The organism is Nocardiopsis sp. NPDC057823 (assembly GCF_042797335.1).
Taxonomy (GTDB): Bacteria; Actinomycetota; Actinomycetes; order Streptosporangiales; family Streptosporangiaceae; genus Nocardiopsis; species Nocardiopsis changdeensis.
Map to the genome: position 1 here is coordinate 276,580 of NZ_JBHVLR010000002.1, position 24,178 is coordinate 300,757.

At 73.3% G+C, this 24,178-nt stretch carries 20 protein-coding genes; 13 read left to right on the forward strand and 7 right to left on the reverse strand.

From position 1 onward, the window contains the following. Positions 1–30 precede the first annotated feature (30 nt). On the reverse strand, positions 31–1,560 hold the full coding sequence (locus ACFVNO_RS05540) for an LCP family protein (protein ID WP_355255401.1): 1,530 nt from the start codon (positions 1,558–1,560) through the stop codon (positions 31–33). 494 nt (positions 1,561–2,054) lie between these two features. On the opposite strand from ACFVNO_RS05540, the gene ACFVNO_RS05545 reads away from it, so the two are divergent. Both ACFVNO_RS05545 and ACFVNO_RS05550 read left to right on the forward strand, forming a co-directional pair. Then, positions 2,055–2,963 carry an Lrp/AsnC family transcriptional regulator gene (locus ACFVNO_RS05545; protein ID WP_355255398.1) on the forward strand — a complete coding sequence of 303 codons (909 nt, stop codon included), beginning with the start codon at positions 2,055–2,057 and terminating at the stop codon, positions 2,961–2,963. A 193-nt stretch (positions 2,964–3,156) separates the two neighbouring features. Further along, positions 3,157–3,912 (forward strand): RraA family protein, encoded by a 756-nt coding sequence (locus ACFVNO_RS05550; protein ID WP_355255395.1) that lies wholly within the window; start codon positions 3,157–3,159, stop codon positions 3,910–3,912. A gap of 144 nt (positions 3,913–4,056) precedes the next feature. On the opposite strand, the gene ACFVNO_RS05555 is transcribed toward ACFVNO_RS05550, so the two are convergent. After that, positions 4,057–4,758: a FadR/GntR family transcriptional regulator gene (locus ACFVNO_RS05555; protein WP_355255392.1), complete on the reverse strand. Its 702-nt coding sequence runs from the start codon at positions 4,756–4,758 to the stop codon at positions 4,057–4,059. A 168-nt stretch (positions 4,759–4,926) separates the two neighbouring features. Here ACFVNO_RS05555 and ACFVNO_RS05560 point away from each other — a divergent pair, with 168 nt between their 5' ends. After that, positions 4,927–6,180: a CynX/NimT family MFS transporter gene (locus ACFVNO_RS05560; protein WP_378889624.1), complete on the forward strand. Its 1,254-nt coding sequence runs from the start codon at positions 4,927–4,929 to the stop codon at positions 6,178–6,180. Here ACFVNO_RS05560 and ACFVNO_RS05565 read toward each other — a convergent pair. The 3 genes from ACFVNO_RS05565 to aceA form a co-directional block, all read right to left on the reverse strand. Beyond that, the gene (locus ACFVNO_RS05565) at positions 6,177–7,028 is read right to left on the reverse strand and encodes a CPBP family intramembrane glutamic endopeptidase (protein WP_378889627.1); all 852 of its coding nucleotides are present in this window, start codon (positions 7,026–7,028) and stop codon (positions 6,177–6,179) included. The two genes, ACFVNO_RS05560 and ACFVNO_RS05565, sit on opposite strands and share 4 nt — an antisense overlap. A gap of 153 nt (positions 7,029–7,181) precedes the next feature. Then, complete coding sequence (locus tag ACFVNO_RS05570; RefSeq protein WP_378889630.1) at positions 7,182–7,424, reverse strand: hypothetical protein; 243 nt, start codon at positions 7,422–7,424, stop codon at positions 7,182–7,184. 297 nt (positions 7,425–7,721) lie between these two features. Next, positions 7,722–9,020, reverse strand: a complete 1,299-nt coding sequence (aceA, locus tag ACFVNO_RS05575; RefSeq protein WP_220562192.1) for an isocitrate lyase — start codon at positions 9,018–9,020, stop codon at positions 7,722–7,724. Between the two features lie 220 nt (positions 9,021–9,240). Between aceA and ACFVNO_RS05580 the strand changes: the two genes are divergently transcribed. Continuing rightward, entirely contained in the window at positions 9,241–10,683 is a 1,443-nt protein-coding gene (locus tag ACFVNO_RS05580; RefSeq protein ID WP_220562191.1) for a helix-turn-helix domain-containing protein, read from the forward strand. Between the two features lie 92 nt (positions 10,684–10,775). Here ACFVNO_RS05580 and ACFVNO_RS05585 read toward each other — a convergent pair whose 3' ends face one another. Next, positions 10,776–13,445: a right-handed parallel beta-helix repeat-containing protein gene (locus ACFVNO_RS05585; RefSeq protein WP_378889988.1), complete on the reverse strand. Its 2,670-nt coding sequence runs from the start codon at positions 13,443–13,445 to the stop codon at positions 10,776–10,778. A gap of 845 nt (positions 13,446–14,290) precedes the next feature. Here ACFVNO_RS05585 and ACFVNO_RS05590 point away from each other — a divergent pair. The 3 genes from ACFVNO_RS05590 (at position 14,291) to ACFVNO_RS05600 (ending at position 18,705) form a co-directional block, all read left to right on the forward strand. Next, positions 14,291–15,520, forward strand: coding sequence for an acyl-CoA dehydrogenase family protein (locus tag ACFVNO_RS05590; RefSeq protein ID WP_220562190.1), 1,230 nt, complete (start codon positions 14,291–14,293; stop codon positions 15,518–15,520). Between the two features lie 474 nt (positions 15,521–15,994). Further along, positions 15,995–17,470 carry a hypothetical protein gene (locus ACFVNO_RS05595; RefSeq protein WP_355255381.1) on the forward strand — a complete coding sequence of 492 codons (1,476 nt, stop codon included), beginning with the start codon at positions 15,995–15,997 and terminating at the stop codon, positions 17,468–17,470. A 296-nt stretch (positions 17,471–17,766) separates the two neighbouring features. Next, entirely contained in the window at positions 17,767–18,705 is a 939-nt protein-coding gene (locus ACFVNO_RS05600; protein ID WP_378889635.1) for a hypothetical protein, read from the forward strand. A gap of 171 nt (positions 18,706–18,876) precedes the next feature. Here ACFVNO_RS05600 and ACFVNO_RS05605 read toward each other — a convergent pair whose 3' ends face one another. After that, entirely contained in the window at positions 18,877–19,473 is a 597-nt protein-coding gene (locus ACFVNO_RS05605; RefSeq protein ID WP_355255375.1) for a TetR family transcriptional regulator, read from the reverse strand. 63 nt (positions 19,474–19,536) lie between these two features. On the opposite strand from ACFVNO_RS05605, the gene ACFVNO_RS05610 reads away from it, so the two are divergent. From ACFVNO_RS05610 to ACFVNO_RS05635, 6 genes are all read left to right on the forward strand, one after another. Further along, positions 19,537–20,067, forward strand: coding sequence for an SRPBCC family protein (locus ACFVNO_RS05610; protein ID WP_355255372.1), 531 nt, complete (start codon positions 19,537–19,539; stop codon positions 20,065–20,067). Between the two features lie 41 nt (positions 20,068–20,108). Continuing rightward, on the forward strand, positions 20,109–20,642 hold the full coding sequence (locus ACFVNO_RS05615; protein WP_355255369.1) for a hypothetical protein: 534 nt from the start codon (positions 20,109–20,111) through the stop codon (positions 20,640–20,642). A 229-nt stretch (positions 20,643–20,871) separates the two neighbouring features. Further along, positions 20,872–21,654 carry a hypothetical protein gene (locus ACFVNO_RS05620; RefSeq protein WP_378889639.1) on the forward strand — a complete coding sequence of 261 codons (783 nt, stop codon included), beginning with the start codon at positions 20,872–20,874 and terminating at the stop codon, positions 21,652–21,654. A 137-nt stretch (positions 21,655–21,791) separates the two neighbouring features. Beyond that, positions 21,792–22,460, forward strand: a complete 669-nt coding sequence (locus ACFVNO_RS05625; protein WP_220565907.1) for a TetR/AcrR family transcriptional regulator — start codon at positions 21,792–21,794, stop codon at positions 22,458–22,460. 82 nt (positions 22,461–22,542) lie between these two features. Next, complete coding sequence (locus ACFVNO_RS05630; protein WP_355255360.1) at positions 22,543–22,950, forward strand: MerR family transcriptional regulator; 408 nt, start codon at positions 22,543–22,545, stop codon at positions 22,948–22,950. Beyond that, positions 22,950–23,918: an aldo/keto reductase gene (locus ACFVNO_RS05635; RefSeq protein WP_378889643.1), complete on the forward strand. Its 969-nt coding sequence runs from the start codon at positions 22,950–22,952 to the stop codon at positions 23,916–23,918. Before ACFVNO_RS05630 ends, ACFVNO_RS05635 begins: the two co-directional genes overlap by 1 nt. Positions 23,919–24,178: the final 260 nt, after the last annotated feature.

A 24,178-nucleotide genomic window follows, 5' to 3' on the forward strand; every position in this document is an offset into this window, starting at 1 on the left:
ACCCGTTCGGCGCCCTCCACTGTCCTCAGATCAGGGGCACAGGGCGTTGAGGTCGCTGGCCTCCTCGCCCACCTGGCGGCCCGGGTCGGCCGGGGACGGCTCGTCCAGGCCGGTGTACTCCTGCCACTCGGTGCGGTCGTCGCCGGTGCCCTCCTCGGCACCCTCCTCGCCCGCGGTGGCCGGGTCCGACGGGCTCGGGCCGTCGGAGGGCAGTTCGTCGCCCTCCGGGCCACCGGCCGAGATCGTCTCGGCGACCAGGGCCCGGATCGCGTCCCAGTCCGGGTTCGCCGTGTTGACCTGCGGCGGGGAGAGCTGCAGCGTGCTCATCTCGCCGGTGTCGGTCACCAGGTCCGCCAGCTCCACGAAGGCGGGCACCTTCGACTGCGGGATGTCGGTGCTCAGCGTCCGCTGCGTGGCGCCGGCCAGCTCCCGGTAGCTGGTGAGGATGGTGGTGGGCTCCACCTGCTCGGTCACGTACTTGATGAGGCAGCCCTGCCGCCCCATCCGGCCGTAGTCGTCGCTGTTCACCCGCGAGCGCCCGTACCAGAGCGCCTCGTGGCCGTCGAGCACCCGCACCCCGGGCTCCAGGACGCCGCCGTGGACGCCGTAGGGGATGGGCTCCTCGATCTTCACCCGGATCCCGCCGATGGCGTCGATGAGGTCCTGGAAGCCCCTCATGTCGACCATCGCGTAGTAGGAGATGTCCAGGTCCAGGTTGTAGCCGATGACGGCCTTGAGGGTGTCGGCCGACGGGTCGGGCACGCGCGGGTTGACCGCCAGCTCGTCGGGCTCCTCGGCGACCGTCTGGTAGACGTCGTTGAGGAGCAGGTCGAACCCGTAGGGCTCGGGGTAGCGCTCGGCCAGCGCACTGCCCTCGGGGAAGTGCACGTTCTCCAGGTTGCGGGGCAGGCCGATCAGCACCGCCTCGCCGGTGTGGGGGTCCAGGCTGGCGACGATCATCGTGTCCGTGCGGACGCCGTACCGGTTGTCCGCCGAGTCCGAGCCGATCAGCAGCACGTTGACCCGGTCGGCCCCGTCCCAGGGGTCGGCGGCGTTGTGCGGGGGCAGGTCCTCCCGCTCGGGGCCGCCGAAGATGTTGTTGAGCGCCTCGTACGCGGTGTACCCGCCGTGCAGGGCCAGCGCCGAGGGCGCCGCCACCGTCAGGCACAGCAGGACCACCACGGCGCCGCTGAGCAGGCGGGCGCCCGTGGTCGCCCCGGGGGGCCGGGTGATGACCCACGAGTGCACGATGACGGTCAGCCACAGCACCGCCACGACGAACACGACGCCCATGGCGGTCATCAGCCAGCTGCTGCGCAGGGCCAGGCTCGCCACGGACGTCAGAGTGCCCGCGTCGGAGCGCCCCAGGCTCAGCGCCCACACCGCCAGGGCCGCGATCCCGGCCAGGTACAGGCCCATGATGACCCCGCCCGCCACCCTGCGGCGCATCCGCAGGTGGGCGATGCCCGGAAGGGGGACCGCGGCGGCGGTCCACAGCAGGGCCCCGGCCGTGCTCGGGCGCGCGGGTGCCCCGTCCTGTTGCTCGTCCTCCGCTGCCACCGACGATTCCTCTCCAGGGGTCGGCCTTCCGGCCCCGTACTCTCCATTGTTCCCCGCCGCCGGACCGTTCGCGGTCATCGGGCACCGCTGCCGAACGGGTCCTCGACTCCCGGCGGGAGCCTCCGGGACGGAACGCGGAGGGCCACGCGCGGGCCCGGGGCGGACCGGGGTCCGCCGTCGGGGCCGGCCGCCTCCGCCACGGGGTGCGGGGTGCCCCCGGGGGTGTCGCGCCGACACGTGTGATCAGTGTGGCGCTTTGTCGGAGTTGTGTGCACGGCTACTCCCTCATTAGGGATGTTCTATACAAGTCTGTTATGTGGCGCAGACGCCGCCGATGGGGCATTGCGCGGACCCTTCCGGCCGTTCAAAGGGGTGAATCAGCCGATTTCTTTCTCGATCGGTAGTGATGGCGGCGCCGTAGCTGCGATGATCTGGCCGCAGGAGGGGGCGCCGTCCGGGGGAAGGGCGGCGTCATGGGAACGAAAGGCACCATTGTGCTCGATGCGGTTGACGCGGCGCTGATGCGCGCGTTGCAGGGGGACGGCAGAGCGACGTTCCAGGCACTGGCCGACGGGGTCGGCCTCTCACGTACGGCGGTGCGCGCCCGCGTGCGCCAGCTGGTCCAGTCGGGGGCGATCAGGATCGTCGGCGTCCTGCACGCCGGTGTGGTGGGCATGGAGGTCCTCGGCCATGTGTCGTTCCGTGTCACGGGTCCGGTGGGACCCTTGCTGGACGCTCTGGGGGAGCGCGAGGCGGTGACCTTCGCCGCGCAGACGGCGGGCAGGTTCCCCGCCGTCGCCCATGTCAGGGTGGCCGATGACGGCGCCCTGACCAAGGAGCTCGCCGAGTTGCGCGCGTTGCCGGGGGTGGACGGCGCGGAGGTGTTCCGGGCCGGGTCGGTGTTCAAGGACGCCCACAGCAGCGTGCGCGAACTGCGCGACGTCGAGTTGGACGCCCTGGACTGGCGGCTGGTTCGCAGGCTGCTGCGCGACGGCCGGGCCTCGTACGCGGACCTGGCGCGCCAGGTGGGGCTGTCCCAGGCGGCGGCCCGCTCCCGGGTGGTGCGCCTGCTCGACTCGGGGGTGATCCACGTGACCGCGGTCGTGGAGCCGACGGCGATGGGCGCCAACGAGCAGCTGGGGTTCGGCCTGCGCTGCCGGGGCGACGCCGAGGCGCTGGGGACGGGGCTGGCGAACATGCCCCGGGTGTCGTTCCTGGCCAGCGGGTTCGGCCGCTACGACGTGGTCGGGACGCTCACCGCCCCCGACCGCTGCCGCCTGGTGGAGGCGCTGGAGGGCGTCCGCTCGACCCCGGGGGTGTCCCACGTGGAGACGTGGGATCACCTGTCGGTCCGCAAGGAGCGCCGGGGAGGGGACCGCGAGCTGGAGTGGATCCCGGGCTAGGGTCGGCCGGCCGGGGGCGGCCGTCGGACGCGCGAAATGTAACCAGCGGTAGCATTTTTACGTGTTTCCGTCCCGTACGCCTTGCATCACGCTTAAGTTACCCGTGAGTATGGAAGGGGCCGGTTCCAACCGGCCGCACCGGGCGCGGGTGTAGTGGGAGGCTGACGTGGCGCTTGCGGACACACTGACGGCTGTGGGGACTGTGGCTTTGGCCAGGTGCGGCGGCCGCCCCTTCGGTACGCACCTCTTCTCCGTCTGGCCCGGGGCGTCGTTCGCGGCGACCGCCTTCCCGGTGCGCTGCACCCCCGGCGACAACCTCGCCATCCACGTGGCCGTCGCCCAGGCCCCGCCGGGGTCGGCCCTGGTCGTCGACGTGTCCGGGGAGTCGGAGTACGGCTACGTCGACGAGATCCTCGCCGTGGCGGCGCGGGCCCGCGGCGTGCGCGGCATCGTCCTGGACGGGTGCGTGCGCGACGTCGCCGCCATCGCCCGCTGCGAGCTGCCCGTGTTCGGCGCGGGGGTCGCGGTGCGCGAGGCCCGCCCCGAGGCCGGCGGCTCGGTCGGCGACCCGATCGCCATGACGGCCGCGGGGCCGGTCCCGCTCGCGGTGCGCCGGGGCGACTGGATCGTGGCCGACGACGACGGCGTGGTGTGCCTGCCCCGGGGGCAGGTCAGCGCCATCATCACCGAGACGATGGACAGCATCACCCGCGAGCAGGAGATCATCGACGCCGTGTGCGCGGGGGAGAGCACCCTGGACCTGCTCGGCCTGGACCCGTCCCGGGTCAGCGGCTGGGAGGGCGGGGCGGACGCCCGCGGCCGCCGGGCCGGAGCGCGGCCCCGAGCGTTGGGCACCCGGCGCGAGGTCCCGGCCCGCGGCGCCGGGGGCGAGGCGGGCCGATCGCGGCTGCCCTCCCGGCCCGCGGTGGGCGACTCCTACGGCGACTGAGTCCGCCGGGGCGCCGCGGCCCGGGGCGCCGTCACGTACCGTGCGCACCACCGGCACCACAAAAAACTTCGGCCCCATCGGACACGACGCGGCCCCGGTCCCCGGAGGACGTTCCCGGGACCGGGGCCGAGGCGTGCGGGGGCCTCACTCCTCGGTGAGCGACAGCAGCTCATCGATGTAGCAGGTGGCCTCGCGGACCGCGGCCGCCGGATCGGCGGAGCGGATCGCCTCGGTGAGCTTGGAGTGGTCGATGCCGTCGCCCGAGGGGGTGGGCTCGACGTCCTCCTTCTGGTTCTGCTCGTAGGCGGTGTGCGCGATGCTCGCGTGCACGACCTGCGCGATGTCGTCGTAGAGGTCGATGAGCAGCGTGTTGTGGGTGGCGTTGACGACCGCCCGGTGGAACGCGAAGTCGGCCTCCACGAACGCGCTCATGTTCCGCTCGCGCCAGGTCGCCTCGCGCAGGCCCATGGCCCGGTCGATGTCGGCCATGTCCTCCTCGGTGTGGCGCAGCGCGGCCAGGCGGGCGGCCTCCACCTCCAGGGCGCGGCGCACCTCCAGGTTCTCGCGCAGGCGCGAGCGCTCCAGGCGGCGGCGCAGGGCCCCGCCGAGTTCGCTGGAGGCGCGCACGAACGTGCCCGCCCCCTGGCGGATCTCCAGCAGGCCGGCGTGGGCGAGGGCGCGCACGGCCTCGCGCACCGTGTTGCGTCCCACCTCCAACTGCTCGGACAGCTCCGACTCGGTGGGGATGCGGTCGCCGATGCCCCACTCACCCGAGTCGATCTGCGCTCGTAACTGACTGATGACCTGGTCGACTAGACCGGTCCGGCGTGTCGAGGCGAGGGGCACGCTTTTACCTCCTAGGGGCGGGTCGCCGGATGACAGGGCCAGCGTACGGGTGCGGGTCGGTTAAAGCCGGAGCTTAGACCAGTCCCGTACGGGAATTGGTCTCGGACGGCAATGCGTTATCCTCATGCAGTACATCGGGTCATCCTATGAATATGTGAGCCGCCCTACATGAGTACCCGAGTCGTTCCCCGAAGCAGCGATTTGAACACCACCCCCGACGCCCCAGGCCGCCCCGGCGCCGGGGCGCTCCTCCTCATCGCCGCCGGCATCGCCCTGGCCGCGCTCAACCTGCGCACCGCCATCACCAGTGTGGGCCCCCTCCTCGACGAGGTCACCGCGGGCCTGGGCATGACCGCCGTGGGCGCCGGAGTCCTCACCACCCTGCCCGTGCTGAGCTTCGCCCTCTTCGGCGGGCTCACCCCCGCCCTGTCCCGCCGACTCGGGTCGCACCTGCTCCTGCTGCTGGCCCTGGCCGCCGTCACCGTCGGCCTGGCCGGGCGCGCCCTGGCCGACTCCCCGGTCCTGTTCCTCGTGCTGAGCGTGCTGGCGCTGTCCGGCGGCGCGGTCGGCAACGTGATCCTCCCCGCCCTGGTCAAGCAGCACTTCCCGCACCGCGTCGGGCTGATGACCACCGTGTACACCACCGCCCTGGCCCTGGGCACCACCATCGCCGCGGCCGCCACCGTGCCCATGTACGAGTCGACCGGGCAGTGGCGCGTCGCCCTGGGCTCCTACGCCCTGTTCGGCCTGGTCGCCGCCCTGCCGTGGCTGGTCACCCTGCGCCACCGGCCCGCCCCCGGCGACGGCGCGCGGGCGCTGGGCTTCCGCCGGGTGCTCTCCACCGGCGTCGGGCTCCAGGCGATGCTGTACTTCGGCACCCAGTCCTCGATCGCCTACATCATGTTCGGCTGGTACGCGCAGATGCTGCGCGACGAGGGCATGAGCGCCCAGAGCGCCGGGCTGGCCCTGTCGTACCTGACCCTGCTGGGCATCCCCATGTCCCTGGTGCTGCCCACCCTGCTGACCCGGGTGCGCGACCAGCGGCCGTTCGTGCTGATGTTCGCGGCGGCCTACCTGGTGGGCCTGGCCGGCCTGTGGATCTCGCCGCTGGACGGCGTGTGGGCGTGGACCACCCTGATCGGCATCGGCATGGGCAGCTTCGTCTACGCCCTCACCTCGTTCGCGCTGCGCACCCGCACCGGCGAGGGGACGGCGGCGCTGTCGGCCACCAGCCAGAGCCTGGGCTACCTCATGGGCGGCGCCGGACCCTTCCTGTTCGGCCTGCTGCACGAGCTGACCGGGGGGTGGCACGCGCCGCTGCTGCTGGTCCTGGTGCTGGTCCTGGGCAACATCGCCTCCGGCTGGCTGCTGGGGCGCCCCCGCTACCTGGAGGACGCCCTCGCCGCCCGGGACGACGCCTAGGAGGGCAGCCAGTCCAGGCGGCCGACGAGGTACACCGAGCCGACGAACGCCACGATGTCGATGACGGTGTGCGCCACCACGAGCGGCATCACCCGGCCGTAGCGGTGGTAGAACCAGCCGAAGACCAGGCCCATGACCAGGTTGCCGAAGAACATGCCCACGCCCTGGTACAGGTGGTAGAAGGCCCGCAGCACCGAGCTGGCGACCACCGCCTTCCAGGGCGTCCAGCCCAGCTGCCCCAGCCGGTGCAGCAGGTAGCCGACGACGATGACCTCCTCCAGGATGCCGTTCTTGGCCGCCTGGAGGACGAGCACGGGGACGTCCCACCAGTTGCCCTCCAGGGCGCTGGGGGCGATGGTGACGGTCATGCCCAGCCGCCACGAGACCACGTAGACGGCCAGGCCGCCCACCCCGATCAGGGCCGCCAGCACGGTGCCCGACCGCAGGTCGAACCAGGGGCGGCGCAGGTCGAACCCGATGGTGCACATCGACTCCGCGGAGCGGTGCAGCAGGTAGCCGGCCAGCAGCACCGGGGCCAGGCCCACCGCCACCCGGTACAGCTGCCAGGACAGGTCCAGCCACGGCCGCTGGTCGGCCTGGGGGCGGACGAGGCTGGCGGTGTGCTCGGCCAGGGACTCGGGTGCGGTGAGCACCCCGAGGAAGGAGATGACCGCCGACACCGCCGAGGCGCCCAGCGACAGCGCCAGCAGGCACACGATCTCCCAGCGCAGGGTGGTCGCCCCCGGCAGGGCGGGGGCGGGCGGGCGCGCGGTGTCCGGTGTCCGGGCGTCCCCGGCGGCCGGGGTGTCCTCGGGCGGCCGCCGGTCGGAGTGGATCTCGTCTCTCACGCAACGCAATCTACGCGCCCCGCGCGCCTGCTCGCGCTCCGGCGGTGTCCGCAGGCCGCGGCTCCGGCGCACGCCGGCCCGCGGCGGACGGCCGCCACGGCCCCCGCGCCCCCGCCGGACGGGGCGCGGGGGCGCGGGCGCAGGGGGAGCGGGTCAGTCGTCCCCGTCCCCGTCGCCGTCGTCCCCGTCGTTGCCGCCATCGTCATCGCCGTCGTCGTCCCCGCCGCCGTTGCCGCCGCCGTCGCCGTCCTCCTGGCCCTGCTCGGCGTCATCGTCGTCTCCGCCGCCGAGGTCGCAGGCGGTCGCGCCCAGCGTCACGGCGCCGGCCAGGGTCAGAGCGGCCAGCAGCGCGCGCAGCGACGCCCACCACGGGCGCGGGGTGTCGGGAAGTGTCACGGGTCCCTCCGCATCTCCTCCGCCGGGCCGGGGCCGGCCCGTGCGTTGTTCAGCCTAGGGGCGGGGACCCCGCCGGGCCGGGAACGCGGCCGTGTCCGGCCACCGGTCCCGCGGCCGGGTCCCGGACACGCTCCGGCGGCCGCCTCCAGGGGATGGGAGGCGGCCGCCGACAAGCCGCCGGCCATGCGCGTGTGACACGGAGCGCGCATGGCCGACGGCTAGGGGGTGGCGGTCGTCCCGCCCCCCCCCAGCCACGAAAGCGGGGAGGGACGACCGCCGGGGAACGGAAGACCAGGGTCAGTGAGCCGCTGAGAACTGGTCTTCCTCGGTGGAGCCGGTGAGAGCCGTGGTGCTGGCCTCGGGGGAGATGGTCGTGCTGATGGTGTCGAAGTAGCCGGTGCCGACCTCGCGCTGGTGGCGGGTCGCGGTGTAGCCCTCGGCCTCCGCCGCGAACTCGGCCTCCTGCAGCTCGACGTACGAGGTCATCCCGTTCCGGGCGTAGCCCTTGGCCAGGTTGAACATCGAGTAGTTGAGCGAGTGGAAGCCCGCCAGGGTGATGAACTGGAACTTGTAGCCCATGTGCCCCAGCTCGCGCTGGAACTTCGCGATGGTCGCGTCGTCCAGGTGCCGCTTCCAGTTGAAGGACGGCGAGCAGTTGTAGGCCAGCATCTGGTCCGGGTACTCGGCCTTGATGCGCTCGGCGAAGTTGCGGGCGACCTCCAGGTCCGGGGTCGCGGTCTCCATCCAGAGCAGGTCGGAGTGCGGGGCGTAGGCCAGGCCGCGGGCGACGCAGGCGTCGACGCCGTTGCGGAAGCGGTAGAAGCCCTCGGCGGTGCGCTCGCCGGTGACGAAGGGCTGGTCGCGCTCGTCGATGTCGCTGGTGATCAGCGTGGCGGCCTGCGCGTCGGTGCGGGCGATGACCAGCGAGGGGACGCCGGCGACGTCGGCGGCCAGGCGCGCGGCGTTCAGCGTCTTGACGTGCTGGCCCGTGGGGATGAGGACCTTGCCGCCCAGGTGGCCGCACTTCTTCTCGGAGGCCAGCTGGTCCTCCCAGTGGACGCCCGCCGCGCCGGAGGCGATCATGCCGCGCATGAGCTCGTAGGCGTTCAGGACGCCGCCGAAGCCGGCCTCGGCGTCGGCGACGATCGGGGCGAGCCAGTGCGGGGCGCTGTCGTCACCCTCGGCCCAGGTGATCTGGTCGGCGCGCATCAGGGCGTTGTTGATGCGGCGGACGACGGCCGGGACGGAGTTGGCCGGGTAGAGGCTCTGGTCCGGGTAGGTGTTGCCCGACAGGTTGGCGTCGGCCGCGACCTGCCACCCGGAGAGGTAGATGGCCTTGAGGCCGGCGCGGACCTGCTGGACCGCCTGGTTGCCGGTGAGGGCGCCGAGGCTGTTGACGTAGTCCTCGGTGTGCAGCAGGTTCCACAGGCGCTCGGCACCGAGGCGGGCCAGCGTGTGCTCCTCGGTGACCGAACCGCGGAGCTTGATCACCTGGTCGGCGGAGTAGGTGCGCTCGATCCCGGCCCACCGGGGGTCGGTCTCCCACTCCCGCTGGAGTGCCGCGCTGGCTTCCTGTCGTCGAGCGCTGGTGCTCATGTGCGTTCCCGCCTTACGTGTAGTCCCCAAGGTGTTCGCACCGGTCGAGGGGAGGCCCTGCCCGGGGCCAGGGGGTGAGCCCTGGGCGGTAAGTTCCCCGCCGGTAACTATGATTCTTGGTGAAGATCCAAGCCTTTTCCACTCGAAATCGGGTGAAGATCGTCGTTTCTTTCCGTACCATGAACCCATGGCGTACTTTGGTGCTGAAGAAATACCGTCTTTGACAGGTGACCTAGATCTCGTCACCTTCGGCCAGCGGCTCCGTCATCTCCGCCGGGCGCGCGGCCTGACCCTCTCCGACCTGGGAGAACGCGTGGGCAGGGCGCCTTCACAGCTCTCCCTGCTGGAGAACGGAAAACGCGAGCCCAAGCTCTCCCTCCTCACGTCCCTCGCCTCCGCCCTCGGCGTCTCCGTCGAGGAACTCCTCTCCAAGCAGCCCCCCAGCCGGCGCGCGCAGCTGGAGATCGCGGTCGAGGAGGCCCAGCGCGACCCCGTCTACCAGACCCTCAACCTCCCCCACCTCAAGGTCGGCAAGCGGGTCCCCAACGACGTGCTCGAACACATCGTGGGCCTGTACGACGAGCTCAAGCGCCGCAGCGCCAAGCCCACCGCCACCCCCGAGGAGGCCCGCCGGGCCAACGCGGACCTGCGCCGCCAGATGCGCGAGCGCGGCAACTACTTCGAGCACATCGAGAAGGCCGCGGCCGAGACCCTCGACGCCGTCAACTACAGCGCGGGCGCCCTCTCCCAGGGCCAGATCCTCGCCATCGCCACCCACCACGGGTTCAGCCTCCGCTACGTCCAGGACCTGCCCCGCTCGGTGCGCTCCCTCACCGACCACGTCAACCGGCGCATCTACCTCAAGCGCGAGACCACCCTGGGCATGCACAGCCCGCGCACGATCCTGCTGCAGACCCTGGGCCACGTCGTGCTGGGCCATCAGAAGCCCAAGGACTTCGGCGACTTCCTGCGCCAGCGGGTGGAGGCCAACTACTTCGCGGCGGCCGTCCTCATCCCCGAGTCCACCTCGGTCACCTACCTCCAGGAGGCCAAGCACGCCCGCGACCTGTCCGTCGAGGACCTGCGCGACGTCTACTCGGTGTCCTACGAGATGGCGGCGCACCGGTTCACCAACCTCGCGTACCGCCACCTCGACCTGGTCTGCCACTTCATCCGCAACGACGAGACCGGCATCATCTACAAGGCCTACGAGAACGACGGGCTGGTCTTCCCCACCGACGAGACCGGCGCGATCGAGGGCCAGCGCATGTGCCGCCAGTGGTCGGGGCGCCAGGTGTTCGCCTCCCCGGACCGGTACTCGATCTACTACCAGTACACCGACAAGCCCAACGGCACCCACTGGTGCGTGGCGCACGTCGATCCCAGCCGGGAGCGCAACTTCGCGATCACCCTGGGCGTGCCCTACAAGGAGTCGCGCTGGTTCCGGGGCCGGGAGACCACCAACCGCACCAAGTCCAACTGCCCCGGCGGCGAGTGCTGCGTGCGCCCGCCCGCGGAGATGGCCGCCCGCTGGGAGGGCAACGTGTGGCCGTCGGCGCGCGCCCACTCGCACGTCCTGTCGGCGCTGCCCTCGGGCACCTTCCCGGGCGTGGACGAGCACGACGTCTACACTTTCCTGGAGAAGTACGCCCACGAGGACTGACCCGTGGGGGCCGGGCCACTCGGCCCCGGCGCGGACGCGGACGGGCCCGCCCGGAGAACCGGGCGGGCCCTGGTCAGCGCCGAACGGGTCGGCTACAGCTCGACCTCGTTGCCGCCGATGGTCACCACGAGCCGGCCGTCGGAGGCGAAGCTCCAGTCCAGCGACCCGGAGTACTGGGAGCAGCGGGAACCGTTGGAACCGTTCCAGAACTGGTTCGAGCCGTCGGCGTCACCCTCGTAGCGGTCGTTCGAGCCGCCGTCGCACGAGGTGTTGCCCCGGAACACCGACGAACCGCCGTCGAACTGGAAGTTGCGCTCCTCGTTGCCGACGCCCAGGTTGTTCGACACGGTCAGGCTGCCGGGGTTCGAGTTGTAGGTGAACCCGTGCTTGCCGTTGCCGAAGGCGATGCTGTGGGTGATGGTGTGGTCCACGGCGATGTCCGAGCCCCCGAGCTTGAACCCGTTGCGGTCGCCGTTGGAGTGCTGGGAGCCGTCCGAGAGCGAACCGTTCTCCAGCGCCAGGGAGTGCTCGATGGTCACCTCGCCGATGGGCCCGGTGTCCGACTTCGCGTACAGGTCGTACCCGTCGTCGATGTTGTTGTACGCCACCGTGTAACGGAACACGTTGCCGTCCCCGACGGTGAGCTTGGGCGCGAACCCGTCGGCGTCCTCGCCGTCGGAGTCGGCGTTGTCGTGCGAGACCGAGGTGACGATGAGGTTGTTCGCGGGCCACTCCGACCGGGGAGCCCCGGCGGTGTACCGGGCCAGCTGGAGTCCGCTGTCGCGGTTGAACCGGGTGGTCACCCGCTCGATGACGTTGTCGCTGCCGCCCAGCAGGATGCCGTTGTCGCCGGCGCGCTGGACGATGAGGCCGTTGACGTGCCACCGGTCCCCGCCGATGGCGAGCCCGCGGTTGGCCGGGTCCTCGCTCTGCGCCGAGAAGTCCAGTACCGGGGTCTCGCCGGGGTAGGCGAACAGCTCGTTGCGGTCGCCCGACAGGCCGTCGTTCCCCGGCTCGATGTGCACCGTCTCGGAGAAGTCGTAGGTGCCGCCGCGCATGTAGATCGTCCCGCCGGGCTCGATCCGGTCGATCGCCGAGGTGAGCGTCGTCGGGTCGGACTCGGTGCCGGGGGCCCCGGCGCTCCCGTCCGGGGCCACGAAGAGCTCGTCGCCCGAGGGCTGGGGGGTCTGGCCGCCGCCGTCGCCGTCACCATCCCCGTCTCCGTCACCGTCGCCGCCTCCGTCGCCGCCGCCGGACGGGGTTCCGGCGTAGGTCTCGAACTCGGCGACGCGGGGGGTGCCGTTCGAGCCGGTGATCTCGAAGTTGATCTTGCTCAGCGTCGTCGGGGCGAAGGTGATGACGCCCGCCCCGCTGCCGGTCGCCAGGACGTTGCCGGTGTCGTGGTCGACGACCCGCCACGAGCCGATGGCGCCCTCGGCGCCCGCCGCCTCGCGGATGTTGATCGCGGACACCGTGGTGTCGGCGCCCCACTTGACCGAGATGCGGCCGGTCGAGCCGCTCGGCGACCAGTAGGTGCCCATGTCGCCGTCGATGACGTTCCCGAAGCTGGTGCCGGAGCCCTTGCTGGAGCCGTCGGCGCCGGCGCCGATGCTGAGGTTGGTCCCGTCGGGGGGATCGGTGGGCTCCGGGTCGGTCGGTTCCGGGTCGGTCGGCTCGGGGTCCGTGGGCTCGGGGTCGGTCGGCTCCTGTCCGGCGCACTCGCCGTCCGAGACCCGGTTGCCCTTGCCCGCGCCGGCGATCTCACCGAGCATCGCGGGCACGCAGTCGGCGTCGTCGAGCTCGTAGGAGTAGGGGATGCTCACCGACGTGTTGGACCGCGGGTCGGGTCCGGCGGGGTAGTTCTCGTCGCCCTGGGCGGACCAGGTCACGTTGTCGAAGACGTTGCCGCCGACCTCCCAGGAGCCCCTCTCGTTGGTGTAGAAGGTGCCCAGGACGTCCTTGGAGTCCTCGAAGTAGTTGTTCTCCACCTTCGCGCTCGCCCCGGCCCGGGAGTTGATCCCGGACTCCGCGATGTCGACGTAGTGGTTGTTGTACATGTGCCCGACGCCGCCGCGCAGCAGGGGCGTGCGCGAGTCGATGTTCTCGTACACGTTGTGGTGGTACGTGACGAAGCCGTTGGAGCGGTCGCTCTCGCTGGACCCCACCAGGCCGCCGCGGCCGGAGTTGCGCAGGACGCTGTAGGAGAGGGTGACGTACTTGGTGTCGTTCTTCATGTCGAAGAGGCCGTCGTAGCCCTCCGACTCCCCGCCCGACGCCTCCAGGGTGACGTGGTCGACCCAGACGTTGCGCACGCCCGACTCCATGCCGATGGCGTCGCCGCCGTTCGACGTGGGGGAGCCGGACTTCTTGACGTTCCGGACGGTCACGTTCTGGATGATGATGTTGCTGGACCCCCGGATGTGGATGCCCAGCTGGTCGAACACGGCTCCGCCGCCGACGCCCACGATCGTGACGTTGCTGATGTTCTTGAGCTCGATCACGCCGTCGGCCGTCTCGCAGCCGTCGCCCGACACCTTCGAGGTGTTGCCGTGGTTGATGGTCCCCTCGACCTCGATGACGATCGGAGTGGAGGTGTCGGGCCGCTGGCACAGGGCCTCGTGGATCTGGGTGCCGGTCGTGGCGCGAACGGTCTGCCCGCCCGCACCTCCGGTCGTCCCGCCGTTCTGAGTCGCGTAGCCCGTGGCCTCGCCGGTCTGCGCCGAGGCCAGGGACATCGGCAGGGCCAGGCCGGCGGCGACCATGGCCGTCGCCGCCAGCGTCGATACCAGCCGACGCGTGCTTGTTCGTCTCACCGTTTCCCCTTTCTGGGGGACGAGTGTGGGGTGTGTCTCATTCGAGAGTTAGGGAAAGCGCTTTCCCCGTCAAGGGGGTCAATCGACCTTTTCTGGGAAACCCGGATGACGCGAGTGCGTCGTGCGCCCGTAACCAGCGATTCCGCGGAATTCGACGCGGAATTTAGGATCCGGTACCAAAGAGGACGCGATCGGCGCCGCCCTCCCGTGGCCGTTCGGGGGTCCCATCCGACCCCTCCACCAGCCCCCATGGCTCTCGGTGCCGTGGCGCTCACCCCGGCCGGGGAGGGTCGGCCCGTATCTCCGGTGGTTTGCGGACCCTTCGGGAGGGGGTGCGGAAATGCCGGAGCGGTCCGGGCCGGGGGCCCGTTCGAGAGGTTTCGGGGGTCCATTCACGGGCCGAATGTAACGGAAAGCGCTATCCCTCGAATCGGCTCCGGGATCCGATGGGCGAAGCCCGCATGACCTGCGCACTCGGGGTCGAGCGGCCTCCCTGTTTGACCGGGGGACTGGGGCCGACGGGCGCGGCGGGTGGTGGATCGGTCGACCCCGGGTGCGATACAGGCAAGCGCTCTCCAGAGCCTCCTTCGGGCGGGGGTCGGCCGGGCTCCGCCGGGAGCGCCCGCGCCCGCCCGCTCGCGGGTGTCCGGCCGGCCGTGCGGGCGGGCGCCCGTCGGGGGCCCGCGTCCGCGCCGGGGTGGCGATTGTGCCCGGCCACCCTTGGTGTTACCGTTGGTAACACGAGCTGAACCTCCCCCTCCTCCCCCGGAGGGTCCGACAAAGGATGTAAGCGCATGAGTGAGGCCACCGCGCCCGCCTTCAGCCTGGAACCGAGCGAGGACATCCGCGAGGTCCGGGACTGGGCCCACGGGTTCGCCGCCGACGTCATCCGCCCCGCCGCCGCCGAATGGGACGAGCGGGAGGAGACCCCCTGGCCGATCATCCAGGAGGCCGCCAAGATCGGCCTCTACTCCCTCGACTTCTTCGCCAACCAGTGGCTGGAGCCCAGCGGCCTGGGCATCCCGGTCGCCTTCGAGGAGCTGTACTGGGGCGACCCGGGCATCGCGCTGGCCATCACCGGCACCGGCCTGGCCGCCGTCTCCGTCGCCGCCAACGGCACCCAGGAGCAGATCTTCGAGTGGACGCCGCAGATGTTCGGCACCGCCGACGACATCAAGCTCGCCGCGTTCTGCTCCTCCGAGCCCGACGCGGGCAGCGACGTCTCCGCCATCAGGACCCGCGCCGTCTACGACGAGGCCAAGGACGAATGGGTCCTCAACGGCACCAAGACGTGGGCCACCAACGGCGGCATCGCCGACATCCACGTGGTCGTCGCCTCCGTCGACCCCGAACTGGGCTCGCGCGGGCAGGCCACCTTCATCGTCCCGCCGAACACCCCCGGCCTGAGCCAGGGGCAGAAGTTCGCCAAGCACGGCATCCGCGCCTCCCACACCGCCGAGGTGGTCCTGGACGACGTGCGCATCCCCGGCGCCTGCCTGCTGGGCGGCAAGGAGAAGCTCGACGAGCGCATCGCCCGCGCCCGTGAGGGGCGGCGCTCCAAGGGCCAGGCGGCGATGAAGACCTTCGAGGCCTCCCGGCCCACCGTCGGCGCCATGGCCGTGGGCTGCGCCCGCGCCGCCTACGAGTACGCCCTGGAGTACGCCACCCAGCGCGAGCAGTTCGGCAGGCCCATCGGCGAGAACCAGGGCGTGGCCTTCCTGCTCGCCGAGATGGCCACCCGCATCGACGCCGCCCGCCTGCTGGTGTGGCGCGCCGCCTGGATGGCCCGCAACGGCAAGGACTTCGACAATGCGCAGGGCTCCATGAGCAAGCTCTACGCCAGCGAGACCGCGACCTTCGTGACCCAGAACGCGGTGCGCATCCTGGGCGGCAACGGCTACACGCGGGAGTACCCCGTGGAGCGCTGGCACCGCGACGCCACGATCTTCACGATCTTCGAGGGCGCCAGCGAGATCCAGAAGCTCATCATCGGCCGCGCGGTCACCGGTCTGCCCGTGCGCTGACATTTGTGCTGGTCAACACCTGTGACTCGAAAGTGAGCCCTGGGTCTCGAACGGGTTGTGTTCGGGCAGTGAGCGGGGGGCGGGTCACCCACATTCACCGGTTGTTCCCGGCTGCTCGGGGACGGTTGTCACCGGAGTTGTTTCCGCGGGAACAGGAGTCGTTGCCGCGGCGATAGGGACCGCGCCGCCGTCCCGCGGGACGGCGGCGCCCGCCCGGCGGGGCGCTCCGACGGGGACCCCGGTCCCCGGCCCCGCCGGGCCGTACGGCCCCGGGGCGGGTGCGGCGGGTTTCCCCGTCGCCGCACCCGCCCCGCCGTCCGTCCGCGTGGTGCCCGCCCTCCCGCGCACGGCGCCCCCGCTCCGTCCGGCCCGCCGCCTCCGCCCCTCCGGGGCGGGGCCAGCCGGGGCCGCATCCGGGGGCGGCGGGCCTTCTCCGCTTCGTGCCCGGGGCGCGGATGTGCCAGGATTCCGGGTATGCCCGGCACCGCACCCCCCGCCGACCCGCGCCCCGCGTCCGCTCTGGCCGTACTCGGTGCGCTCCTGGACCGCTCCCTGGTGCAGATCGAGGACGCCACCGCGGATGCCCGGTTCCACGACCGGGAGACCGTCCGCGCCGCGGCGGATGTCTGGGACGACAACACCCGAGCCTTCTTCGTCTCCGCCCTGGGCCGCACCCGCCGCGCCCGGGACCGGCGCGCCCGCCGGGCCCTGCGGTGGATGGCCGACCTCGGCCCCGCACGCCGGGCCTGGATGGCGGCGAGCGCCGCCGAGGCCGGGTACGACATCGGCGCCCTGCTGCCGCCCGCGCGGACCTCCGGCGACCCGGGCCCCGCGGCCGCCCCGGTGACCGGCGGCGTCGCCGAAGGGCTGGCCGCCGACCACCGCCTGGACACCGCCACGGTCAGTACGTTCTCGGTGGAGCGGCGGGGCACCCGGCTGACCGCCAGGGTCGTCCTCACGGCGGAGCGCGCCCGCCCCGGGCCGGAGGAGGGCGAGGGGACGGCCGACCTGGTCGTGCACCTGCCCGAGGTGGACGAGGTCCGCTTCGACACCCGCGATGTTCCCGGCGCCCGCCTGTCCTGCGACCACTACGGGGTCACGGTCGCCTTCGGCGACGGCCTGCTGCGCGGGCCCGCCGCCACGGTGGAGGTCCGCAGGGAGGCCCGGGGTCCGGGGCTGCCGGCGGCCGCCCGGAGCTGGTCGCCCCCGCCCCGGCCCTCTCCCGAACCCGCCCGAAGACGGGACCGGGGCCGCGAGGCGCGTCCCCTCACGGGGGAGGTCCACGGGCCCGCCGCCCGGGCCGTCTGCCACCTGCTGGTCTGGACGATGATCAGGATCCGCTCGTCCGGCGGCCGTTCCGGCCGGAGCACGACCCCGGTGCCCGCGCTGTGCCGGGCCCTGGCCGGGGCGGGCACGGACATCGCCGCGGCCGCGGCGCACTTCACCCCGGGGCGGCGCGAACGGGCCTTCCGCGACCTGGCCCTGGCCTGGGTCCGCCGCGGCGGACCCGAGACGGCCGCCCACTTCGACCGGGCGCTGGACGCGGTGTCCCGCTCCTCGGGCGTCGACGAGCTGGAGGCGGCCCGGCGGCTCGCCCGCGAACTGCGCGGGCGGGACGGCGCCCCGGAGCCGCGGACCGCCCCGAGTCGGGACCTCGACGTGCCCTCCGCCGCCGCCCTGCGCCTGGTCTCCTACAACGCCGGGCGGTCGTGGGAGGAAGGCGCCCTGGAGCCCGACGCCACCGTCCACCTGGCGGCCCCCGCCGACCCCGCCGACCCGGGGGAGCCCTGGCGGTTGCGGGTCCTCACCGCCCGCGCGCCCGACCGCGTGCGGGTGTCCACCCCGGCGTTCCGCGGCACCCTGCGGCCGCGCACCATCGACGACCACGACGGCCGCGCCACCCTGGTCGCGGCGGACGGGGCCCTGGAGGTCCGGGGCAGCTGGCACTGAGCACCGGCCGGCGCTCCGCCGCCGTCCCCGGCGCGAGCGGCGGGCTCCCGCCGACCGCCTGGGGACCCGTCCCTCGTGTGTGTTCGGCGGATCATTCCGGGGAGCGGCCGCCTCTCGTCGCGCCGCCTGGGCTCGGACGGCCGACCACGGGCCGACATCGCCGGGCGGCTTGCGGGAGATCGCCCGACGACCGCTCCCGGCACCCGGCGCAAGCGCCGGGCCGCACGAAGGCATCCACCGGACCCGCCCTAGGCTTGCGGCGGACCGCCGACCCGGCTCCGCGAGGAGGGAACCGCGTGCACGCCGCACTGACCGTCGCACTCGACCACCGGCCCGTGCCGGGGGAGGACCTCCTGGAAGGTCTGGAGTCCGCCCTGGGCCCGGTGCTCGCCCCCTTCGACATGGAACTCGAAGTCCCCCCGTACCGCGACTACGAGTACGAGGACTGGGAGGAGGAGTACCGCTGGGCGGTGGAGTACTTCACCGCGCACCCCGCCCGGCGTCCGGACCCCTTCGACCCGAACGACCGCCTCTCGCTGCTGAGCGCCCTCCTGCACACGCCGGTGCACCGGGACCCGGCCGACGGCCGCCTCTACGCCGTGACCACCGACAACCCCCGCGCGCAGTGGGACTACTGGTCGATCGGCGGCAGGTATCCGGGCATTCTCCCGGTGTCCGACCCCGACGACCCCCGGGTGCTGCCCGGCCGGGCGGGGCCCCGGGAGGAGCACGGGCCCTGGCCGGCCACCGGCGCCCCCGTGCGGCTGCTCGCCCTCGGGGAGCAGCGCGAGCGGAAGGCCGCCCGGGCGGCCCGGGACTGGGACCGGGCCCACCGCATCCTGACGGAGCACCCGTTCCCCGTGCGGCTGGGGGAGCTGGTCGCGGAGGCGAGGGGAGAGGAGCGGCGGCGGGCTCGCGCCCGCTACTTCGCCCAGCCCGCGGTGCGCGGGCTGATCGACGCCGGGCTGGCGGGCGATCTGGACTGCTCCATCGACGTGTACGACCGCCCCCGGGAGGAGTACGTCGCCGACGCCCGCGACGGGGTCGGCCTCGGCTTCGCCTTCCTGGACCTGGACGGAACCTGGTACGACCCCGACTCCCGGGCCGGAGTGCGGGCGCCGATCACCCACGCGAACTGGATCGACCGCCGCCGGGCCCACCTGGACCGGGTGGTGCCGCTGCTGGACGCGCTGCCCGGCGACGCCTACGTGGTCACCGTGGACTACCACTCCTGACCGGGGCCGCCGCGGTGTTCGTGATGCCGGCGGTGTCCGCGGTATCCGCGGCGTCCAAGGCGTTCGTGATGTCGGCGGCGTTCGCAGCGTCCACGGCGTCCCGGACCGCACGGCCGCCGCGCCCGAGGGGGTGACGGGACCGCCCTGTCGGGGCCGCCCGGGCCGGGGCGTTCAGGGCCGGGGCGCGAGCAGCCGGTGCGCCGCGTCCGCGGCCGCCTCCTCCGCTTCGGCCGGGACCTCCCCGCCCTCGGCCAGGTGCCGGCGCACCAGGGCCAGGGGCAGGTCCACCACCGCCGTCCGCACCCGCTCCAGGGCCGCGCCGACCGGTTCCCCGGGCGCGCGCAGCCGTTCGGCGACCTCCGCGAACGCCGTTCCCAACCGGGCGTTCCCCCGGTCCCGCCGCTCCCGCTCGGCGGGCGGCCACCGCTCCGCCTCGAAGTCGGCGTCCGAGTACAGCAGGACGCGCGCCCGGTCCGGGGCGGCCCGGCTCCAGGCCGGCACGTGCCGGGCCGCGCCCACGGCCGCCGCCAGCGGGTCCCGCGCGGCCAGGGCGGCGAAGCAGCCCTCCTGGAAGTCGGCCAGGGCGGCCAGCCGGACGGCCGCCAGCAGCGCGGGCCGCCCCGGGAACCGGTGGTAGACCGAACCGCTGGGCGCTCCCGCCTCCCGGGCCACGGCCGCCATCGTCACCGCCCCCGGCCCGCCCCGGGCGGCCAGGGCGGTGGCGGCCGCCACCAGGACGTCGGAATCGAAGCGCGCGGGTCTTCCCATAGGGGCGACTGTATGCTCCACTTGGTTTTAGAGACGCCTCTCTAAAACAAGGAATGCACTCCCATGCGTGTCCGCAACCTGCACCTGCGCCACCTCGCGGCGTCCCCCGACCGGGTCGGCGCCCTGCTCGACGGCCTGGCCTCGCCCGCCGACCCCCTCTGGCCCGCCGACCGCTGGCCCGCCCTGGTGCTGGACCGCCCCCTGGAGGTCGGGGCGGCGGGCGGGCACGGCCCCGTCCGCTACACCGTCGCCGCCCGCACCCCGGGGCGGCACGTGCGGTTCCGCTTCACGGCCCCGCGCGGGTTCGACGGGTTCCACGAGTTCACCGTCGAACCCGGGGAGGACGGCACCGTGCTGCGCCACCTGCTGGTCATCCGGGCGCACGGCCCGGCTCTGCTCACCTGGCCGCTGGTGTTCGGGCCCCTGCACGACGCCCTGCTGGAGGACTGCCTGGACCGCGCCGAGCGCGCCCTCACCGGCACCGTCCGCGCCCCCGCCCGGTGGAGCCCGTACGTCCGGCTGCTGCGCGCGGCGGCCGTGCGCGCCGGTCGGCGGCGCGACAATCCCCTGGGCGCCCGGGCGGCCCGTCCCTAAGATGGGCGGCGGCGCGCCATCCACACCCCCTCAGGAGACCCGTGTCCCATCTTCCCCTGCTGTTCCTGGACGTCGACGGCCCCCTCAACCCGTTCCGGGCACCGGACGAACGCCGCCCCGACGGCTACACCACCCACCGCCTGCGCCCCCGGGGCTGGGAGGACGCCCCCAAGCCCCTGCGCGTGTGGCTGCGGCCCGACCACGGCGAGCACCTGCTCGCCCTGCCCTACACCCTGGTCTGGGCCACCACCTGGGAGTACGACGCCAACACGATGATCGGCCCCGTCATCGGCCTGCCCGAGCTGCCGGTGGTCGAGCTGCCGCACTGGTCCGAAGCCACCGACGGGCTCTGCTTCAAGACCGCGACCCTGGTCGAGTACGCCGACGGGCGGCCCTTCGCCTGGGTCGACGACATGATCACCGACCGGGACGTCGACTGGGTGCACCGCCGCCACCCGTCCTCGGCCCTGCTGCACCGGGTGGACCCGCGGATCGGGCTGCTCGACACCGACTTCCGGAGCCTGGAGGAGTGGCCGCCGGCCCGCCTGGCCGCCGCCCTCCCCGAGGACGACTGACCCCGCGGGGGCGGCGTCCGCCGACGCCTTCTCCCGTCTTCCGGGGTGTGCGGGGCCCGTTCGCCGGGCTCCCGTGATGCCCGCCGCCCGGGCGCGTCCGCTGCCGTGAGAGCGGCGACCGGGGCGTCCCGCTGGCGAACAGTCCGGGAAGCCGACCGGGCGGCCGGTGCCGTACGAACGGGCCCCGGCGTCCTGGCGGCGGGAAACGTCCCACCTCTACTCTGGGGCCATGCACGCGACCACGGGCAACGACGCCCCCACCATCACCATCCCCACCACGCACAACGGCCCCGACGGCTCCGGCAACGGCGGCTACAGCGCCGGGCTGCTGGCCGCCCGCCTGACCGCCGTCGGCGGCCCGGCCGTGCAGGTCACCCTGCGGGTCCCGCCGCCCCTGGGCCGACCGCTGGCCGTCGAGGAGGAGGACGGAGCGCCCGTGCGGCTCGTCGACCCCGAGGCCGCCGACGCCAAGGCCCGGCTCGTCGCCGAGGCCGAGACCGTCACCGTCCCCGACACCCCCGCGGTCCCCGGCGGACCCGTCGACCCGGCCGTCGCCCGGGAGGCCGAGGGCCGCTACGCGGGCCTGGACCGGCACCCCTTCCCCCGCTGCTACAGCTGCGGAACCGAGCGCGCCGAGGGCGAGGGCCTGCGCCTGTTCGCCGGACAGGTCCGCGCGGGACACGGCCCCGACGGGACCGGCAACACCGTCGCCTGCACCTGGACCCCGCACCCCTCCCTGGACGACGGCACCGGCGCCGTCGGCCTGCCCGACGTGTGGGCCGCCCTGGACTGCCCCGGCGGCTGGTCCAGCGACGTCGCCGGCCGCCCCGCCGTCCTGGGCCGCATCACCGTCCAGGTCCTGAGCGCCCCCCGGATCGGCCGGACGCACGTGGTCGCCGGACACCTGGACTCCGTCGACGGCCGCAAGATCCGCACCGGCAGCGCCCTGTACGACGCCGACGGGCTGCTCCTCGGCCAGGCGTGGGCCACCTGGATCGCCCTGCGCGGCTGAACCCGGGCCCGCCGCGCCGGGGAGGACCCCGCGATCCCCCGCGGACCCCGCGGGACCGCCCCCGGCGCGGGCACCGGACCCCTCGGCAACCTCTAAGCTCGAACGTTGTGGCCTACCAAGACGTGCGGCGGACCCCGATGACCGACAGCGACGACGCCCCCGGCACGGCGCCCGTGTCGGAGACCCTTCCCGCGCCCCGCGCCCGCGGCGGGCGGGGGAGCGGACGCGGGCGCGACCCCGAACGCCGCCGCGCCATCCTCGACGCCGCCGACCGGGTCATCCAGCGCGACGGCCCCGACGCCTCCATGATCGCCATCGCCGCCGAGGCCGGGATCAGCAAGCCCATCCTCTACCGGCACTTCGGCGACAAGAGCGGCCTGTACCGGGCGCTCGCCTCCCGCCACGTCGACCCCCTCATCGAGCGGATCCGCGACGAGCTGCACCGGCACACCGAGTTCGACGTGCGCGCCCGGGCCACCGTCGGCGCCTACCTGTCGATGATCTCCCAGAACCTCAACCTCTACCGCTTCCTCATGGACCGGGCCACTTCCGAGGACCAGCGCACCCGCAGCGACCTGGGCATGATGGTGCGCCGCATGGGCGAGGAGCTGGCCGAGCTCCTGGTCGGCGAGGGCCGCATCACCGGGCGGCTGCGCGCCCAGATCACCGCGCACGCCGTCGTCGGGATGGTGCAGGCGGCGGGGGAGTGGTGGCTGGAGCACCCCGAGGTCGGCGAGGAGGAGATCATCGACCACCTCACCGCGGCGGTGGTCGGCGCCGTCCAGGGCAGCAGCGACCGGGCCTGACGCCCGCGGGAGCGCGCCGCTTGGGACCCCGTTCGGCGGCGGCCCTTGACCTGGAGCGCACTCCAGGTCCCATGCTGGACCCGTGAAGGACTTCTACACCCCCGGGGAGATCGCCGAGCGCTTCGATCTCACCCTCGACACGCTGCGCTACTACGAGAAGGCCGGGCTGCTGCGCCGGGTGGACCGGGCGCCCAGCGGCCACCGCCGCTACCGCACCGACGACGTGGAGCTCCTCCACCTCATCCGCTGCCTGCGCGACACCGACATGCCCATCGCCCGCCTGCGCGACTTCGCCGAACTCGTCCGCGCGGGCGACCACACCATCCCCGAGCGCCTGGACGTGCTCCAGGAGCACAAGAACCGGCTCGACGCCCGCATCGCCGAACTCATCGACCGCCAGGGCGCCATCGAGCACAAGATCGACTACTACCTCGGCGTCCTCTCCGACCGCGCCGCCGAGACCGCGCACACCCTCAAGGACGGCGACTGATGCGTTACACCGAGATCGGCGGCCGCAAGGTCAGCGCCCTGTGCCTGGGCGCCATGAAGTTCGGCAGCCAGACCGACGACGCCACTTCGGCGGCCCTGCTGGACCGGTTCATGGAGGCGGGCGGAACCTTCGTCGACACCGCCGACTGCTACCAGTACTGGGTCGACGGCTTCGAGGGGCACGAGAGCGAGACCTTCCTGGGCCGGTGGCGGCGCGAACGCGGCATCACCGACGAGGTCTTCATCGCCACCAAGCTCGGCGCCCAGCCCACCGTCCCCGGGGGCGGCCCCGAGTCCTGGGAGGGGCTGTCCGCCGGGGCCGTCGCCACCGCCGTCGAACGCAGCCTGCGGCGGCTGGGCACCGACCGCCTCGACCTGCTGTACACGCACAAGGAGGACCCGGCCACGCCGCTGGAGGAGACGATGGCGGCCCTGTCGCGGGCCGTCGACGAGGGCTCGGTGGCGCTGCTGGGCATGAGCAACCACCGCACCTGGCGGCTGGAGCGCGCCCGGGCCGCGGCCCGGGCCCACGGGCACAGGGTGACCGCGCTCCAGTACCGGTACAGCTACCTCCAGCCCCGCCACGAGGTGCAGCTGGAGTCCCCGGGGTTCACGCACGTCACCCCCGAACTGCTGGACTACGTGAACGCCGAGAAGGCCGCCGGGCGCGACCTGGTCCTGACGGTGTACACCCCGCTGCTCCACGGTTCCTACGCGCGCCCCGAACGCGCCGCCGAACTCGGCCCCGCCTACGACCACCCCGGCACCCGCAACCGGCTGGCCGCGCTCGACGAGGTCGTCCGGCAGACCGGCGCCACCCGCAACCAGGTGGTGCTGTCCTGGCTCATCGGCGGCGGGATGGTCCCGGTGATCGGGGTCAGCGGGACGGGGCAGCTGGACGAGGCGGTGGAGGCCGCCGACCTCGAACTCACCCCGGAGCAGCGCGAGACCCTCGACGCGGCCCACTGACCGGTCGCGGCCGCGGTGCGGGCCCGTTCCGGCGCGCGGGGGCGGGCCGGGGCGGGGGCGGGCCGGGACGCGGCCGGAAGCGGACACCCGCGGGCCCCGCGCGCCGTGGCCGACGCGCGCCGGGCCCGGGGCCGGGCGGACCGGACCGGATAGGGGCAGGTGGGAGCGGCCTCCCGGGGGCGACCGGAGACCCCCGGGACGCGAGTGACGCCTGAGCAACGGCGGACACGGGCCGTGCACATGTTCGCGAACACGGTTTT

Bases quoted from the DNA above. Each gene is read 5' to 3' on its own strand.
- ACFVNO_RS05560 (WP_378889624.1), top strand. From the start codon at position 4,927: ATGAGTACCCGAGTCGTTCCCCGAAGCAGCGATTTGAACACCACCCCC.
- aceA (WP_220562192.1), bottom strand. From the start codon at position 9,020: ATGAGCACCAGCGCTCGACGACAGGAAGCCAGCGCGGCACTCCAGCGG.
- ACFVNO_RS05585 (WP_378889988.1), bottom strand. From the start codon at position 13,445: ATGGTCGCCGCCGGCCTGGCCCTGCCGATGTCCCTGGCCTCGGCGCAG.
- ACFVNO_RS05590 (WP_220562190.1), top strand. From the start codon at position 14,291: ATGAGTGAGGCCACCGCGCCCGCCTTCAGCCTGGAACCGAGCGAGGAC.
- ACFVNO_RS05595 (WP_355255381.1), top strand. From the start codon at position 15,995: ATGCCCGGCACCGCACCCCCCGCCGACCCGCGCCCCGCGTCCGCTCTG.
- ACFVNO_RS05605 (WP_355255375.1), bottom strand. From the start codon at position 19,473: ATGGGAAGACCCGCGCGCTTCGATTCCGACGTCCTGGTGGCGGCCGCC.
- ACFVNO_RS05610 (WP_355255372.1), top strand. From the start codon at position 19,537: ATGCGTGTCCGCAACCTGCACCTGCGCCACCTCGCGGCGTCCCCCGAC.
- ACFVNO_RS05620 (WP_378889639.1), top strand. From the start codon at position 20,872: ATGCACGCGACCACGGGCAACGACGCCCCCACCATCACCATCCCCACC.
- ACFVNO_RS05625 (WP_220565907.1), top strand. From the start codon at position 21,792: ATGACCGACAGCGACGACGCCCCCGGCACGGCGCCCGTGTCGGAGACC.
- ACFVNO_RS05635 (WP_378889643.1), top strand. From the start codon at position 22,950: ATGCGTTACACCGAGATCGGCGGCCGCAAGGTCAGCGCCCTGTGCCTG.